The 16,947-nt window shown below is 62.4% G+C and carries 12 protein-coding genes; 8 read left to right on the plus strand and 4 right to left on the minus strand.

Annotated features, from left to right (window positions below; genetic code table 11):
• Positions 1 to 13: 13 nt before the first annotated feature.
• Complete coding sequence (locus O6X71_RS00105; protein ID WP_353463840.1) at positions 14 to 2,893, minus strand: PAS domain S-box protein; 2,880 nt, start codon at positions 2,891 to 2,893, stop codon at positions 14 to 16.
• Positions 2,886 to 3,059 carry a type II toxin-antitoxin system ParD family antitoxin gene (locus tag O6X71_RS00110; protein ID WP_353463842.1) on the minus strand — a complete coding sequence of 58 codons (174 nt, stop codon included), beginning with the start codon at positions 3,057 to 3,059 and terminating at the stop codon, positions 2,886 to 2,888. Before O6X71_RS00110 ends, O6X71_RS00105 begins: the two co-directional genes overlap by 8 nt.
• A gap of 599 nt (positions 3,060 to 3,658) precedes the next feature.
• Between O6X71_RS00110 and O6X71_RS00115 the strand changes: the two genes are divergently transcribed.
• Positions 3,659 to 4,021: a DUF805 domain-containing protein gene (locus tag O6X71_RS00115; RefSeq protein ID WP_353463843.1), complete on the plus strand. Its 363-nt coding sequence runs from the start codon at positions 3,659 to 3,661 to the stop codon at positions 4,019 to 4,021.
• A 758-nt stretch (positions 4,022 to 4,779) separates the two neighbouring features.
• Here the strand turns inward: O6X71_RS00115 and O6X71_RS00120 are convergent.
• Positions 4,780 to 5,439: a TonB-dependent receptor domain-containing protein gene (locus tag O6X71_RS00120; protein ID WP_353465020.1), complete on the minus strand. Its 660-nt coding sequence runs from the start codon at positions 5,437 to 5,439 to the stop codon at positions 4,780 to 4,782.
• Positions 5,397 to 5,804, minus strand: a complete 408-nt coding sequence (locus tag O6X71_RS00125; RefSeq protein ID WP_353463845.1) for a hypothetical protein — start codon at positions 5,802 to 5,804, stop codon at positions 5,397 to 5,399. Before O6X71_RS00125 ends, O6X71_RS00120 begins: the two co-directional genes overlap by 43 nt.
• A 737-nt stretch (positions 5,805 to 6,541) precedes the next feature.
• Between O6X71_RS00125 and O6X71_RS00130 the strand changes: the two genes are divergently transcribed.
• The 7 genes from O6X71_RS00130 to O6X71_RS00160 all read left to right on the plus strand — a co-directional run bounded on the left by O6X71_RS00130 (position 6,542) and on the right by O6X71_RS00160 (position 16,946).
• A complete protein-coding gene (locus tag O6X71_RS00130) occupies positions 6,542 to 7,831 on the plus strand; it encodes a PD-(D/E)XK nuclease family protein (protein ID WP_353463847.1) in 1,290 nt (429 codons plus the stop codon).
• A gap of 552 nt (positions 7,832 to 8,383) precedes the next feature.
• A complete protein-coding gene (locus O6X71_RS00135; RefSeq protein WP_353463849.1) occupies positions 8,384 to 9,565 on the plus strand; it encodes a cysteine desulfurase family protein in 1,182 nt (393 codons plus the stop codon).
• A gap of 39 nt (positions 9,566 to 9,604) precedes the next feature.
• A complete protein-coding gene (locus O6X71_RS00140; RefSeq protein ID WP_353463851.1) occupies positions 9,605 to 10,525 on the plus strand; it encodes a DUF4007 family protein in 921 nt (306 codons plus the stop codon).
• Positions 10,522 to 13,812 (plus strand): hypothetical protein, encoded by a 3,291-nt coding sequence (locus O6X71_RS00145; protein WP_353463853.1) that lies wholly within the window; start codon positions 10,522 to 10,524, stop codon positions 13,810 to 13,812. The genes O6X71_RS00140 and O6X71_RS00145 overlap by 4 nt, the downstream gene beginning before the upstream one ends.
• Positions 13,809 to 14,651 (plus strand): phosphoadenosine phosphosulfate reductase family protein, encoded by an 843-nt coding sequence (locus tag O6X71_RS00150; protein WP_353463854.1) that lies wholly within the window; start codon positions 13,809 to 13,811, stop codon positions 14,649 to 14,651. Before O6X71_RS00145 ends, O6X71_RS00150 begins: the two co-directional genes overlap by 4 nt.
• 106 nt (positions 14,652 to 14,757) lie before the next feature.
• Complete coding sequence (locus O6X71_RS00155; protein WP_353463856.1) at positions 14,758 to 14,928, plus strand: hypothetical protein; 171 nt, start codon at positions 14,758 to 14,760, stop codon at positions 14,926 to 14,928.
• A gap of 2 nt (positions 14,929 to 14,930) precedes the next feature.
• Positions 14,931 to 16,946, plus strand: coding sequence for an AAA family ATPase (locus O6X71_RS00160; RefSeq protein ID WP_353463858.1), 2,016 nt, complete (start codon positions 14,931 to 14,933; stop codon positions 16,944 to 16,946).
• Position 16,947: the final 1 nt, after the last annotated feature.

A 16,947-nucleotide genomic window follows, 5' to 3' on the forward strand; every position in this document is an offset into this window, starting at 1 on the left:
TTGTTGGCCAACGCTACACAGAAGTAAATCGCAGCATCTGCGCAACCTTTGTAGAGAGCGCTTCAAGAGTAAAGGGTTTGGTCAGCAATTCCATACCTGGCTCCATATGGCCGTTACCAACTGCGGCATTCTCAGCGAACCCTGTAATGAACAGCACCTTCAGACCAGGCCGCAAAGCGCGGGCGGCGTCGGCGACCTGTCGGCCGTTCATACCATTGGGCAATCCAACATCCGTTATGAGAAGTTCAATCCTGGCCCCGGACTGAAGCACCTTAATTCCCGCCGCGCCATCGGCTGCGCCGATGACGGTGTATCCCAGATCGTCGAGTACCTCGTCGATGAGATGGCGGATCGTCGCCTCGTCATCGACGACAAGCACTGTCTGGGCATTGCCACTCGCAGGCAAACCGATTGTGCTTTCCTCGTGCGTTTCAGCAGCGTCGCCATGATGACGCTGCAGGTAAATGCACACCGTCGTGCCTTGTCCCACTTCAGAGTAAATCCGAACCTGCCCACCCGACTGCCTGGCGAAGCCATAGATCATCGAAAGCCCTAGTCCGGTGCCCTGTCCAATCGGCTTGGTCGTGTAGAAGGGCTCGAACGCGCGATCGATAGTCTCGGGCGTCATGCCAGTGCCGGTGTCCGTCACGCAAATCGAGATGTATTGGCCAGGCGGCAGATCGCGCTCTCGTCCTATACGATCATCAACCCACTTGTTCGCGGTTTCAATCGTCAGTTTCCCCCCTTGCGGCATCGCGTCCCGACCATTGATGCAGAGATTGAGGACAGCGTTTTCGAGCAGCGGCGCGTCTATGTCGGCAGTCCACAATCCGGCAGCGCCAACGATTTCGATGCCGACGGTCGCACCGACTGTCCGGTGCAGCATCTCTTCGAGACCAAGGATCAGCCGGTTGACATCAGTAGGTTTGGGATCAAGCGTCTGACGGCGGGAAAAAGCCAGCAATCGTTGCGTGAGAGACGCCGCACGCCGACCAGCGCCCTGCGCCGCATTGATGAAGCGGTCGAGATCGTCGAGGCGCCCTCGCGCGACACGGAGCTGGAGCAGTTCCAGATTGCCCATCATGCCGGTCAGCAAATTGTTGAAGTCATGAGCCAGCCCGCCGGTCAGTTGACCGACCGCTTCCATCTTCTGCGCCTGACGCAGCTGCTCCTCGGTCTTCCGCAGTGCCTCCGCCTGCTCCTTCTCAGCGGTAATATCGCGACCTGTCGCATAGGTCATGTCACCAGCCGGCACAGCGACCCACGATAGCCAGCGCGTCGAGCCATCTTTATGACGGTAGCGATTGACGATGGCCGGACGACCGCCGTCCGCGGCGAGCTCATAGGCATCGGTTGTCTGGTTGTGATCGTCAGGCACCACGAACTCGTTGACATGATGGCCGACAAGGTCGCCTGAGGTATAGCCTAGCATCGCAGTCCAGGCGGGGTTTACGCGTATCAGAACGCCGGCGAAATCGATCACGAGCATGAGATCAGGAGACGTCTTCCAGATCCGGTCACGCTCCGCTGTCCGTTCGGCTACTTCGTCCTCAAGCGTCTCGTTGAGCCGCTGCAGTTCGAGCTCGGCGCGCTTGCGTTCAGTGATGTCGATCGATGAGCCGACCAAGCCGTTCACGGCGCCGTTGGCGTCCCGAAACGGCGATTTCGTCGAAAGCCAGGTTGCACGGGTGCCGTCGGCAAAGCTGACCTCTTCCTCTACGACTTCCGTCGTCTGCTCGGTCATGACCCGCTCGTCGTTCGCCATGACGATGTCGGCTTGGGCAGCATCGTCGAGAAATTCACGATCGGTGCGCCCGATGATCTGGTCGAGGGGCTTGCCGACCAGATCAGCGGTGCCGCGGTTGGCGGCCAACATCCGCCCCGCACGGTCCTTGGCGTAGACCACGCCTGGTACGGCTTCCATAACGGCCTTCAGAAGGACATTTGCTCCGCGAAGGGCGTCTTCCGCCTCGCGACGATCTGCGATGTCGATGACGGAACCGATATAGCCCAAAAACCTGCCCTGAGGTCCGAACCTTGGAGATGCTGCATCGATCGCCCAACGGTATATGCCATCTGCACGACGCAACCGGTACTCGAGACGGAAAGGCTCCTGCCGGGTATTCGCGTTCAGAAATATCTGGCCTGCCGCAGCCTTGTCGTCCGGATGGGTGACATCAAGCCAGCCAAGGCCAGCAGCCTCCTCAGGTGTCTGCCCTGTAAAGTCGTACCATTGCTGGTTGAGATACGTGCAGTTGCCATCCGGGTCGGTGACCCACATCATGACGGGCGCATGGTCGGCCATATTGCGAAAGCGGGCTTCGCTGTCGACAAGCTCGATGCGTGTGAGGGCAAGCGCCTCCTCGCTGGCGAGAGCGGTCCGCGCGCGCTGATTACGCTCCTGCACGGTACGACGCAGGTCAAGCAGCGACATGACCTGCCGCGCGAGCACCCGCAAGGTATCCTGCTGAAGCGTCGTAAATGGCCTCGGGCGGTAGTCCAGCACGCACAGCGTCCCGATCGGCAACCCGTCTTCGGTCTTCAGCAGCGCGCCAGCGTAGGAGCGGATATGGGGATCGCCGGTCACCAGCGGATTGCACTCGAACCGGGTATCCAGCGTTAGGTCCGGTACGAAGAGGAGATCATCCTCGAGCAGTGCTTTGACGCAGAACGAGCTTTCCAACGGCGTCTCGCGTACGCCGAGACCGACCTCCGCCTTGAAGAATTGATGCCCATCGCCGATCAGATTCACCACTGCGATAGGGGCATCACAAAGGCGCGCTGTCAGCGCCGCCAGTTCATCGAAAGATTGCTCCCGAGGTGTATCCAGCACCTCGTATCGCGCCAACGCCGCAAGCCGTTCCTGTTCGCGCTCGGTGATGGCCTCAACCACGATGCGGCTCTCCGCGCAGGCGAGCTTCGTCGCGGGCGATCATCAGCCGCAGGGCTGAGCGTACGACCTCGCTCGAATTACTGTACAGCCCAGTGGCAACCTGCGCCCTGATGTACGATTCGAGTTCGGTCGTCAGTGCGACGTTGCGGGTGGGGGTAGAGGACATGCCGTTCTGTTCGCCACCATACGGGGGCTGTCAACGTTTGCCAGCTGCCACATCGCCGGCGAACATCATCCTTGTTGGACGTGGCGGCGTCAGCACCGCACAAAGGCAGTTATCACGGCTCGCAGTCCCGCAAGCAGCCGCCTCGGTTCCCAGCGATAACAACGGTCATCTCGGAAAATCAGCCATTGAAAGCCGTTATGGCGCGGGGATGAATGAGCTGCCGAAGTCGGGGGACGGGAAAGGGCACCTGGATGACCGTTTGTGGGTCTGGTCGAAAGCCGTAAGGCAAGGCGCGTTCCGCCCACCACCCGGTCACTCGAGGTAGCAATGCCGCTTCCGGAAGCCGACACTCGTTCATGTTGTTCGATCAACGCTCTAGTCGTTTGACCGGCTGTTGCGCCTTTTCAAAGTCGATCTATCGCTTAGATGCTCGGCGCTGCTATTTCGTATCGAACACTTCCTTTAGGGAAACTATAGCGGAAACAGGCGGCTTTAGGGGGTCGATTTGGACGACCGAGACAACACGGCCAAATAACGCCTTTGAGGCGGCCATTCTTTCTTTTCAGCGATACGCCCGCTTCGCGGGGTGATCGTCGCGGTTGGAATTCTGGTCCTACACCGTCGCCGTGAACGTCCTTCAGATCGTTCTCACGATCATCGCGGCTTCGGTGGCATGGCCGGTGTCGCTAGCCTTGCAGGCTCCCTCATGGGCGGTCCTGGTCAGGCGACTGCATGACGTGGATAGATCTGGCTGGTGGGCGCTACCATTGCCTATCCTTAGCTTCTCGCTCTTACTTCTCTACGCCTTAACCAGCGTTCGTCTCGGAGACGAAGCCGGCACGCAAATCTCCATCGCGGGAGGCCTGAACATCCTCGCGATCGTGATCCTTGGAATCGCACTGCTCATTTGGACTTGCTGTCGTGGCAAACCGGAAGCAAACCGATATGGCCCACCTGTATAAAGGTGCCACTACGGAAGGCATTCGATGCGCCGATGGTCCACAACCGCCACAAGAAACTTCGATGAGTGGTAAGAGGCCGGGACTGTTGAAAGTTGTAGTTTAGATTATTACAGCGAAGAACCAGGTTTGGCAGCGGAACCGTCTTCTCATGCCTGCTAGATTTGAAGCGGCGACCAAGCGTCTGCCGATCTCTTCGACGACCAGGCGAACTCGAGCGGCAACCGGTTCACCTCGCAGCGCTTTCTCGGTCGCGTAGACATTTTACGATAATCGCCATCCAAAAGCGGTCAGGCCGCCTTTAACCATTGCCAAGTGTCTGAGGCCTGTCCGACCGCATGAACGAACGGTTGGGTACGGGCGACTGCCGCCCGAAAGTGGCCAGGCCGCCTGCTTTTCCCATCACGACTTCGCGACCGGATAGCCGGGCTTGAAAATCGGTTATTCGCAAAGATGAACTAGCGTCCGAAGTTGAGAAGAGAGGGAAGGGGCGTAAACGTCCGGTTCTGGGTCTAAGGCGTAAGATATTTTTATAACTCATGAATTTAAAGCCGGAGTTCGCTCCTTTATTTCGATAAAAGAGCGAACCTTCCTGATCAGATGTTAAATTCGGGCACGCAAACCGAAGAAAAATACACGACCGGTGTATGCGTAAAAAGCAGGAACATTGCTGTAGGTTGAAAAGCGCTTAGTGGCCGAGTCCAGTAGGTTCGATCCCTGTGCATAAACGGTAACCTGCGGAAGTATGTCGTATGATACGCTTACTGCCAGCTCGTGGTAGGGCGTCTGTTTGATCGTGAGGCTGTCGATATAGCTGTATTGTGAGGATACGAACTGAGACTGGTATTGGTACGAGACTGAGGCATTGATGCCGTGCTTTTCATAAAAGAGTTTTGCGTTCGCTGAAACGGCACCGCGTCTTCCAGATTGACCGTCGGGCGCCCTTCGCGTTCTGCGCGCGAGCGATTATACGTCGCGTTGGCCTGCACGCCGAGACCATTGTCGAGGAAATACTGCCCGCCGACTTCGATCCCGTAGACCTTGGCGCTGTCACCGTTAACGTAGGTCAGTTCGGTGAACGGGAAGCTCGCGGGGGCACCTGCGACCTGATCGGTCGGCACCAATGTGAATGGCACGGCCTGCGTCGTGACGAAATTGGTCAGGTGCTTGTAGAAAGCGGCGACGCTTAGCGCGAGGCGGTTGCTGGGATAATATTCCAGCGATACGTCCGCTTGGTCCGCCGAAACCGGCTTGAGGTCGGGATTGCCCGCGTCGGTGACGACGGGAGTGTTCGACTGGGCAGCCGAATAATCCTTGGCCGACGAGAGCTGCCCGAAGGTCGGTCGCGATATCGCCTGTGATGCGGCGAGGCGAATCCTCAAACCGTCCGCAAGATCGTACGCGAAGTTGGCGGAGGGCAGGAGCGCGAATAGTCGCCGCCGCCGACGATCGGCTGGATCGGGTTGAAGACGACGTTCGCCGTGCCGACGCCGATGACCTGGTAGCTGCGCACCGATGCGCCATAGCCGAGCGAGTCGACGCTGGAGTTGACGTAACGCAGGCCGAAGTCGCCCCGCCAGCGGGATCCTTCCACGTTGAATTGGAAGTAGGCGTTCCAGGTCCGCTCCTTGATGGCGTAGGACGCGAGCAGATCGGGGACGACTTGCTGGTTCGAATAGCCGGTCGGATAGGGCAGGCCACCGCGATCGTAGAGACGTTCAACGTCGACAAGAAGGGCAAACCGATCAATTGATCGGTTATGCTGACTGGGTCGTCGGAGCTTCATGCTTTGGCGGCGTTTTTGTGTCTCAATCGCGTGGGCCGTCCATCGGAGGCAAAAGCTCCAAACACACTCACCCAAAACGGCTGATCTCCGCCATTGGTGACCCCTACGGGAGGTGTCAGTTAAAAAACAGCATCAATCAAAACAAAGACTTAGTGACGCGCCAATTAGCATTTTGTGAAGCTTTTGTAGCACCGGTCCGTGACGGATAGAAGCGATTTATCGACCGGTTCACCTACGTGTTGAGAGGCACTCGCAATTGCGAGATCGACGATTGAATCGACATGCGGTTCGGACGGTTAGACTGCTCGAAGGTCATTTTTTGGTCGAGACTCGCTTGTCTGGTTTGGAGCTGCTGCCTCATCTTAAATGGACGCCCGTTCAGGAAGCGGGGCAAGGAGAATATCTGGCCATGACTGGCGCAGAGAGCGGGCTCATCGCGATGATGACAGCGGGCCAGACGATCGATGTCGCGCCGGCGCCGACGACGGTGGCGGCATAGGGGCGCACTGGAGACCACTTTTGCGAGGTTATGAAAGGCTTCTCTGTCTTCACGTCTCAGGGACCAAGAGCCGTCTTTGGCTTCCCTACCAGGCTCGGTTGCACAGCATCGTCTTGATGAGCAGCCCGTGGTGAGATGTAACACCCGGGCATGAATGTCGCCTAATAAGTCGCGCGCTAAGTATGGGGCTACTCCAGTACGCAGCCGAGTGACGCGCTTGCTAGGAGGGGGCCTACTTGTGCGGCTCGGCTTCAGTGCGGTCGCGAAGCTTGCAGCCGCCGATATCGAGCGTAAGTTCGCACCCATGTGGCCGATCACCTTGCTCGACGAGATATCCGACATTCAGGTAGCTAACCGCTCGAGGCGCATTGAAAGCGCAAGCCGGACAGCACCGAACTTTACGCCGCTTGAATTCCTCGACGTCCGGGAAAGGGGATTGTCACGAATTCTGGCATGGCTTCTCAACCCGCGTGGGTCGCACGAGCAGGGGGCCGCTTTCCTTGAGGAGTTCACACGGTGGCTCGAGCTCGACGATGAATGGCGCCGCGACCTCGACAATGCGCGGGTGATCCTCGAGGCGCCAACTATCGCGATTACGAGGGTCGGTTACCTCGACGTTCTCGTGCGGCTTAAGGGCCGCATGCTCGCGATCGAGAATAAACCGACGGCGACCGATCAGCCCGAGCAGGTCCGCCGCTATCTCGCGGACCTCTCCTCGCGGCGTCTCGACGCGCACTGTCTCGTCTACCTCTCCGGTACGGGCAGTGCGCCTTCGGATGAAAGCATCGGCGCCGACGAGTTCGGGGCGGCGGTGGCCGTCGGAACGCTGCGCGTGCGCGGCTATGCGGCGATCGCCGACTGGATGGACGTCTGCGCTCCGCGATGCGTTGCTCCGACCGTGTCGGCGATGCTGGCCGGTATCAAGAGTTACGTGCTGAAGGAGTTTTCGGGAGTGACCGACCAGGGAGAGGTGGAGGAGATTGGGAACGCGCTGCTGTCTTCGCGGGAGCGGCTGGAGGCCGGGCTGGCGCTTCTTGAGGCCGAGACCTCAATCAAGGAGAGGTTGCTCGCGACGTTCGTATTGAAGGTTGAGGAACTCGTCCGTGGAAGGCGGGGTTGGCGGGTCCGTCGGTCGGACATCGGGTCATCGAACAACAGCGGCCTAGTCATCGGCCTGACGCCCGACGCGACCGTTGGGTTCGGAATCCAGTTCGACAAGTCCGGACACCGCTTCCTGTTCTACGGAGTGAATAGCGTGGACGGCCGAGCGTTGCCCAGGGGGGCGAAGAGAGTCATACAGGAGCTGGTCGGCGTGAAGACCGGGACCGCCGCCTGGCCGGTTTGGAAGCAAGTCGGACCCAACGACAAGTTCTTTCCGATGCCGAAGGCAACGGGACGGGAGTTCTGGCTAGGACTGAATGACGGGTCGGTCGCGCGCATGCTCGTCAGCTACGTCGAGGAGGTCGAGCGGACACTCAGGGGCGCGAAACTGCTCACGGCTGTAAAGACGCGCGTGCTTATTAAGTGAGAATGCACCCATCGCGATCGTTACAACGTCGAAGCAGGCGATGATAACCTCCCGTCACTGGCGGCGAAGGCGCAGACCGCTCGGTAGCGCTAAAGGTGGTGCCTCGTGGGCGTGATCGCCTGCTACTCGCGATTGACAACAAGGGATCCATGACCTCGCTGCGCGCGCAGATCGAAGAGGACGATGGACTGGCGCATGGCCTATGGAGGCTCACTGGCGGGCCGATATCCTCTCTCTCTTCCTTGACCGGCTCGAGTGTAAGCCACCCGCCGGAGCCCCTCCTGGGCATCGAGACCGGACTTTGAATATCGTCGGCGCGGAGCGAGGGTGGGAGCGCCCCCGCGCGCCGAATGCTACACCGACTTCGCAAAATGGATCGCATTGAGTTCGTCGGCTTGTTCCCCGACGTTCATCCATTCGAGGGTGCAGTGCCACTAACCGCCGCGCGCCTTGCCGATCGAAAGCAGACACTTGAGCCGCTACCGGGCGGCTTCGGCCATAGGGGTCTCACCCGCACTTCCAGCGGGCTGACTATCCATCTATGCTCGGTCGATGCGGAGCGCTGCCACCATCCCTGCTAAAGTCGAGGCAGAGCCCGTGCCGGGCGTCTATCTGGACGGGTTCGCGACCGCGCCGATCGCACCGGAGGCGCGGGCGGCGCTGATCGCGGCGCTGGATATGCCCGCTAACCCTTCCTCTCCCCATTTGCTCGGGGAGCGTGCTGCTGACATCATCGATCGTGCTCAGCGTGATGTCGCAGGGCTGGTCGGCTGCGGCGCGGCGGAGCTGACGTTCACGTCCGGCGCGACAGAGGCGAACAACATCGCGCTGGTGGGCGGGGCCCGGGCGGCGCTGCGCACCACCGGGCGGCGTCGTGTTGTAGTGTCCGCTGTAGAGCACCGGTCAGTGCTGGAGCCGGCCGGCTTCCTCTCCGGTCTAGGTTTCGAGGTGGTGATCGCCCCGGTGGATGCGGGAGGCAGACTCGACTTGCGTGAACTCGGTCGATTGGTGGACGATAGCTGCTGGCTCGTGTCGGTGATGGCCGTTAACAACGAAACGGGGGTAGTGCAGCCCGTCGCCGAAGTCGCCGCGCTTGCCCGAGACAGCGGCGCGTTGGTCCATACGGATGTTGCGCAGGCGCTTGGGAAGATTTCCGTCAACCTTGAAGACTGGGATGTCGATTACGCCAGCCTGTCCGGGCACAAGGTCTACGGCCCCGTCGGCATCGGCGCGCTCTATGTGGCCGCTGGAGCTCCGGCGCCTGAACCGCTGCAACTGGGTGGTGGCCAGCAGGCGGGGCGGCGTCCCGGCACCGAGCCGGTAGCGCTCATCGCGGGATTCGGCGCGGCGGCCTTGGTGGCGAAGCAGCGGCTGGATGAGGACGCCGCCGCCGCCGGACGCCGAACCAAGTTGTTCCTGGACGAAATCACCCGCCGGCAAGTGCGCTGGCGCAGGACTTCGGGCGACACCGCTACTGTCCCGGGCGCTCTGTCTCTAAGAATAGACGGATGCGACGGTGAAGATATTGCGACCCGCCTCCAAAATAGTGTGTTCATCTCTACTGGATCTGCATGCTCGTCTGGCCAGATGACTACTTCTCATGTTCTATCGGCAATGGGCCTTGACCATGAACAGTCGTCTTCGGTCGTTCGGATGATGCTCGGTCGTTACTTGACTGACGACGATGTTTTTCGTGCCGCCGAACTGTTTAGCGCGGCCGTAATTTCGACGTGAGGGGCTTGCTGGACGATCCCTCCAGCGCTACCGTGCGGAATGCGCAAGGGGATCATCGAGAGCGGTACACGCGTTCAGTTCGCGGGACATGAGACGTTCCCGCTTCGCCTCCTTTGGCCCAAGAAGGCATATGACGCGGTTGCCGGCGGCGCACCCATCGGAACATTCGTGGAACAAGAAGCGATAGCTACGTTCGGCGTGGGGCGCAACATGGCCGCATCAATGCGTCACTGGGCGGTTGCTTGCGGGTTCGTCGGTGAGCAGGGTCGCGTCCTTGCGCCGACCTCGCTAGGCGATGCGGTTCTGTCGGACGATGGCTGGGACCCCTTCGTCGAATCGCCTGCGACGGTGTGGCTGGCTCACTGGGCCGTCGCGTCGACGCCCGAGATGACCACGACGCTCTACTATGCGTTCAATGCCCTCACCGCGATCGAGTTCGATCCAGACGGGCTTGCCGGTGAGCTGTTTGGGGTGGCAACAGAGATGGGGTGGCGTGCGACGCGTGGCACCCTGAAGCGTGACGTGGAGGTTATGCTCCGCGGCTACGTGCGGCGGCGCGGGCAGCACGGTGACGATGCAGCCGAACCGCTGCTGGCCGAGCTCGGGTTGATCCGCGAGGCGCGTCTGGGTGGCTGGTATGAGTTCGTCCGCGGACCGAAGCCGACCCTCCATGACGCTGTGTTCGCCTATGCCCTTGATATGTTCTGGAAGCGTCGGGGCGGAGGCACGGTGACGGCTGAGCAGGTGAGCTATGCGCCGGGCTCGCCAGGTCGCGTCTTCAAGCTGGATGAGGACGAGGTCGTCGCGCGGCTGATGGCGATGCCGCATCTGACCGGCGGTGCATGGGGTTGGACCGATACCGCGGGTCTGCGCCAGCTTCAGCGGATCTCCGAAGTTGATCGGCTCACCCTGCTCGCCGAAGCCTACGGCGTGTCGCGCAACGTGAGGGCTGCGGCATGAGCGGCTATGAGGGCCTGGTTTCAATCGATCGGCGCTTCGCGCGGTCGGCACGGATCGATGCCGACCTCGGCGGCACGCCGCCACTGGCAGGTTACGTCATGCAGGCCAGCGTGGAGAAGGCCTTGTTGACTATGGCCTCGGCGCAGGCCGAGAGTCGTCAGGGCGCGTTCACTTGGACGGGCCCCTATGGAGGCGGCAAATCCAGCGCGGCACTCCTCGTGGCCAGTCTGGTCGCCGGTCGCGACGACCAACGCAGGTTGGCGCGTGGGATCGCGGGCGACGTGCTTACACGGCGGTTCGACGACGCGTTTCCGGCGCAGGATGAGCGTTGGACGGTGGTCCCGGTAACGGGCAGCCGCGTCGGACTACGTCAGGCGATCGCCGAGGCGTGCGAGCGGGCCATGGGCTGGCCGGCGCGGCCCACGGCTGAGGCGGCGGCGACTGACGCGGACCTGGTTCGCATACTGACCGCGGAGGCTGAGGCCGGCGCGCCAATACTTCTCGTCCTCGACGAACTCGGCAAACTACTTGAGCACGAGGCTGCTAGTGGCGGCGACGCGCACCTCCTTCAGGATCTCGCCGAGCGCGCCTCTCGCAGCGCCGGCCGCCTCGTGGTGGTCGGCATCCTCCATCAGGCGTTCGACCAGTATGCCGAGCGAGCCGATCGTGATTCCCGCCGCGAGTGGGCCAAGGTCCAGGGACGCTTCCACGACATCCCGTTCCTCGCCGCTGCGGACGAGACCGTCGCGCTTCTCGGAAGGGCCATATCGTCGCAGCCGCCGGCGGCCGCTTTCGGCGTTGCCGAGGAGAGCGCAGTCGCCGTGTCGCGCCGACGTCCCGCAGAGGTGGAGACGTTGGCCAGACTGCTCGCCAAGGCCTGGCCGCTCAATCCCGTGACCGCGCTCCTCCTTGGCCCGGTGTCGCGGCAGCGGTTCGCCCAGAACGAACGCAGCGTATTCGGCTTTCTGTCGTCAGCCGAGCCGGCTGGCTTCCAGGAGTTTCTCGCCGAGGCGGAGGGCGGCGACACATACGATCCGGCGCTGCTGTGGGACTACCTTGCCGCGAACTTCGGCATGGCGCTGGTGAGCGGGCCCGATGGCGCGCGCTTCAGCCTGGCGTTCGAGGCCATCGAGCGTGCCGGCGCACGCGGCGGACCCTTGCACGTTGCGCTGACCAAGTCGGCGGCCGCCATCGAGTTCTTCCGCAACGGATCCGGCCTCTCGCTGGCGGACGACTTCCTGCGGCTCTCGATTCCGGGAGTTGGCGAGACGGAGATCGCGGACGCGGTCAGGGATCTCCTCGAATGGGCTGTCCTTATCCGGCAGCCTCGGCTTGGCGGCTATGCGTTGTTTGCGGGCAGCGACTTCGATTTAGACGAGGCGATATCGCGCACGACCTCGCCGCTAGGGCAGGACGAGCTGGCCGCCGTGCCAGGCCGCATTGGCCTGGGCTCGATATCCGCGAAGCGGCATTATTTCGAGACCGGGACGCTCAGAACCTTCGATGTGGCGATCGCGCTCGTCGGGCCCGACCATCCCGTGGAGTCGATTATCGCCGGCGTTCAGGCCGGCCGCCGACGCGGTGGTGGCTCATTCGTCCTGCTACTGGGGGACGGATCGCTTACCGATGCGCAGCTTGACGGCCGGGCGAAGCGGATCGCGAAGGCGCTCGGCGAGAAGGAAGGGGTCGCCGCCATCGGCGCGAGCCGCCGCTCGTATCGCCTGAGAGCCGACGCGGAGGAGCTGTTCGCTATCGAGCGGGTGTTGCGCGATCATCCGCAACTGGAGGGTGACCGGATCGCGCGTCGCGAGATCTCCGCGCGGATCTCCGCCAGTGAAGACGCGCTGCGGCAGCTGCTGGAGGAGGCTCTGTCGGACGCTGGATGGCGCCTTTCCACGGCGCCTGACACGCTCGTGCGCGACCGCCCCGTGGTGGTCGCCTCCTCGCTTGCGAGGGCTGCATATCCCGACGCGCCGGTTATCCGAAGCGAACTGCTGCAGCGCGACAGGCCGTCGTCTAGCGCGATGGCGGCTCTCCGCGAACTGAGCCGGGCGATGGTGCTCCGGGGCGACCGACCCGACCTCGGCTTCGAGGGCTACCCGGCGGAGCGCGGGTTGTATCTGACGACGCTTAAGCCGCTGGGTTTGCACCGGGCCGGCGACGATGGGATGTACGGCTTCCACTCGCCTAACGGCGAGGGCGATGGCGCCACGCTGCGCGAGGCCTGGCAGGTGCTCGCAGGAGGCGACGGCAGTCTTGCAGACGTGTTCGCGACATGGGCGCTTCCACCGTTCGGGATGAAGGCGGGCGTGATGCCGGTGCTTGCTCTGGCGTTCCTTCTCGCGAATCGGGAGCACGTCGCCCTTTACGTCGATGACGTGTTCCAGTCGGAGATCGACGATCTGGTGGTGGACCGCCTACTGCAGAAGCCGGCGGCCCTGCGGATACGCAAGCTCGATCGCTCGGTTGGCCAGACGGCGTTCCTCGGTGGGCTGGCGGAGGCGCTCGAGCTTCCGGGGGCGTCGCCTGCGCTGCCGGTTGCCCAGGCGCTGTTCCGTCGGTTCGCGAAACTGCCGCAGTATTCGAAACGGACCGCCGCGCTGCCGCCGTCCGCCCTGGCCGTCCGCGAGGCCGTGCTTCGCTCAAACGACCCCGAGACGCTTCTGTTCGAGGCGCTGCCGGCGGCTCTTGGGGGCGGTAGGCCGGAACCCGGCATCGTGGTGGCTGGCTTGGTAGCTTGCGAGGAGGCTTACGCCGTTTTGCTTGCGGAGGTCCGCACCGCGCTCGCTCGGGCCTTGGGCGTGGACGCCGTCGATTTCCATGGCGTCGCCCGGCGCGCCGAATCTATCCGGAACCTCACCAACGACTTCGCCTTCGAGGCATTCTGCACGCGCGCTGCCGCTTTCGACGGTGGCAAGGGCGACCTGGAGGGTCTTGCCAGCTTGCTGGTGCACAAGCCCGCCCACTCATGGTCCGACCGCGACCGCGAGCAGGCGCTTCTCGAGCTTGCAAGGCTGGGCAGGCGATTCCGCGAGGCCGAGGCTCTCGCCTCGGTGCGCGACAGACGGTCGAGCACGGAGGCGATGGCGCTGGTGGTCGGCGTCGACCCGCGCCTGCCGCCGCTGCTGAGCACGTTCGAGCTGACCGAGGAGGAGAAGATCACCGCGACGGCACTTGCGGATGATCTGATCGCCCGGCTTTCACTGAGCGGTCCCGATCGCCATCTGAGGCTCGCCGCGCTGGCCCGCGCGGTGGCGAGCGTCGCCGGAGAGAAGGAGGCGGCATGATCCGCGAAAGGCACATTCTTGGAATTTCCGGTGGTCGGGACAGCGCTGCCTTGGCAGTCCACATGCGTTCGACCCGGCCCGACCTGGAGCTCGAGTACTTCTTCACGGACACCGGTAAGGAGCTACCCGAGGTCTATTCCTTCCTCGACAGGCTTGAGGGGTTTCTGGGAAGGCCGGTTCAGCGGCTGAACCCCGATCGCGGTTTTGACTTCTGGCTCGAGGAATACGGCAATTTCCTGCCCTCGCCGAGGACGCGCTGGTGCACCCGGCAGCTTAAGCTCAAGCCGCTGGAGCAGTGGTTGCGGCCCGATCTCGACGCGGGTGTCGTCGTCCATTCCTACGTTGCGATCCGGGCAGACGAACCCACGAGGGAGGGCTACCAGTCCACCCATCGCAACATGCGCGTCCATCTGCCCCTCCGTGAGGCGGGGATCGACAAGCGCGGGGTGATCGAGATGCTCCAGCAGGCCGACGTGGGTGAGCCTTCCTACTACGAGTGGCGTTCGCGATCGGGCTGCACCTTCTGCTTCTTCCAGCAGAAGATTGAATGGGTGCGGCTCGCGGAGCGCCATCCCGAGGCGTTCGCGGAGGCGGTGGACTACGAGAAGACCGCCCTTCGGGACGGGTCGCCGTTCACCTGGAGCCAGGGCGAGAGCCTGACCGAACTCGTCGAGCCGGACCGGGTGGAGCAGATCAAGACGGACTACGAGAAGCGCCGCGAGCGGCTTCTCAGGCGTCGTCCAGCCAACCCGCTGGCCGATCCGGACGCGCCGATCGACATCAACGACGTCTACGGGATCGACGAGGCCGGTTCGACCTGCGTGACCTGCCACAAGTAAACACCGTTTTCTGGCTAGCAACCGATTGGAAGGATTGCCATCGGTTGCGGCGCGATCCTATGCTGCGACGCGTGCACTGGCAGGGGCCGGGCGGAACGGGGGCGGAATGGGCGACGTGGACGACGGCTTGCCTGACGAGCAGAAGCAAAACCGCATGATCGCCGAGATCGTCGAGTTGCAGCGCGAGTTCTTCTTCGAGAACCGCAACAAGGACAGCGAGCGGCGGCGCCGGCTGCGCGACGTGATCGAGCGGGCAACTCCGCAGTCGAGGCATTGACTATGCTGCTCGAGGAGATCACGCTAAAGGACTTCAGGTGCTTCAATGGCGAGCACCGGATCGAATTCTCGACCGACGAGGAACGCAACGTCACGTTGATCCACGCGGAGAACGGGGTGGGCAAGACCACCCTGCTCAACGCGATGCTGTGGTGTTTCTACGGCGTCACTACCGCCAAGTTCGAGCGGAAGTTCGACCTAGTGAACCATGACGCCGTGACCGAAGGCCGTCGCGAGTGTTTCGTAGAGGTCGTCTTCGAGCATGGCGACAATCGGTACCGGGCACGACGCTATGGCGGACAGGGTGTCCACGGTGATCGCTTGTTCAGCATCATGCGCATCGACGAGGGACACAGTGGCAGCATCGACGCGCCAGAGACCTTCATCAACACGGTGATCCCAAAGACAATGGCGGGCCACTTCTTGTTCGACGGCGAACACGCGGAGGTCTTCCTTGGCGAGGACAACAGGGGCGGTATCAGGCGCGCGGTTCAGGACATCCTCGGATGCAACCTGATTGATACCGCCATCGGGGATCTGGAGGAGGCCGCCACCTACTACCGCCGCCAAATGCCGAAATCGAAGGCCTCGGCGTCAGTTGACGCGCTCGCGCAGGCCATTGAGGACCTCGACGGCCAGATCACGACGGCGAAGGCTGCGCACGAGCAGCTGAAGGGCCAGACCGCGACCGTTGAGCAGCAGATAGCGGACATCGACGGGAAGCTTCGCGATTCGACCGCTGCAAAGGCGCTGCAGGAGAGCCGCGAGCGGACCGAACGAGAGCATACGAGGGCAGTGAAGCGTGCTGCCGATGCTCAGGACGAGGTGGTAAAGTGGCTTGGGGACAATGGTCGCTTCCTTGTATCCACCCGGATAACCGAGACGACACTCGATAACCTCGACACGCAGGAGATTAAGGGGAAGCTCCCGTCGCCGTACAATGAGGAGTTCGTTCAGGACCTGTTGGACCTGAGGATGTGCATCTGCGGAACCGAACTGTGCGATGGCTCGACTGAGCGAGCGCTCGTCGCGAGCTTGCTGACCAAGGCGGCCAACCACGTCCTGCGCAGCCGGCTCTCCGGCGTGAAAGCGGTACTTAACAACATGAAGTCACAGCGCCTGCGGGCGCCTGGCTTGTTGGACGCTGCCAACAAGCGATTAGCGGCGGCGCGCGAGGACATCAGCGCGGCCGAGACGCAACTCGGCGAGATATCCAGCCGGTTGGAGGGGATAGATTTCGGCGAGATTGCCGAGCGTGAGCGCAGGCGTAACGAACTAAAGTCGCAGCTGACCTCGATGAACCAGCGCATCGGGGCGTTCGCCGATAACATTCGACGGTCCGAGGCCCAGAAAACACAGAAGGAGCAGGAGCTTCGAAAGCTGGTCGAGACAGACGACGAGGCCCGCATTTTCGTGCAGCGCAACGCACTGTGCGAGGCCCTCCGCGCGCGGCTCGAGAAGGAACTCGCGGAGGAGGAGGATGAGGCGCGGCGGATGCTTCGGCAGCAGATCAGCAAGGTGCTCGGCTCCACGACGAGGAAGCAGTTCCGCCTCAAGATGACGGACGAATACGCCGTATCGTTGGTGAACGAGGAAGGCACATTGCTGCCGAAGTCCAGCGGCGAGAACCAGCTTCTTGGGCTCGCGTTCACGGCGGCGCTGGTGGAGTTCGCGCGGCTCCGGCAGAACGCGGCGGATCATCGGCTACTGCGGGGGACCGTGGCGCCGCTGGTCCTCGACTCGCCGTTTGGACAACTTGACGATTCGTATCGCCGCACCACCGCCGAGCACATCCCGAGGATGGCGAGGCAGGTCGTTTTGATGGTATCGGGTTCGCAAGCCAAGGGTGGCGCGGTGGACGCGCTCGTCGACCGGGTCGAGAAGGAATACGTGTTGATCCGGACTAACAAGGGCGCTGGCAAGGGTCCGGGCGAGGTGCGGCAGTTCCGGGGCCGCGATTACCAGACTGCCCTGTTCGACCAGCAGGCTGACGGCACGATGATCGTGGAGGTCGCCTGAA

Source organism: Sphingomonas faeni, assembly GCF_040407505.1.
Lineage (GTDB): Bacteria > Pseudomonadota > Alphaproteobacteria > Sphingomonadales > Sphingomonadaceae > Sphingomonas > Sphingomonas faeni_E.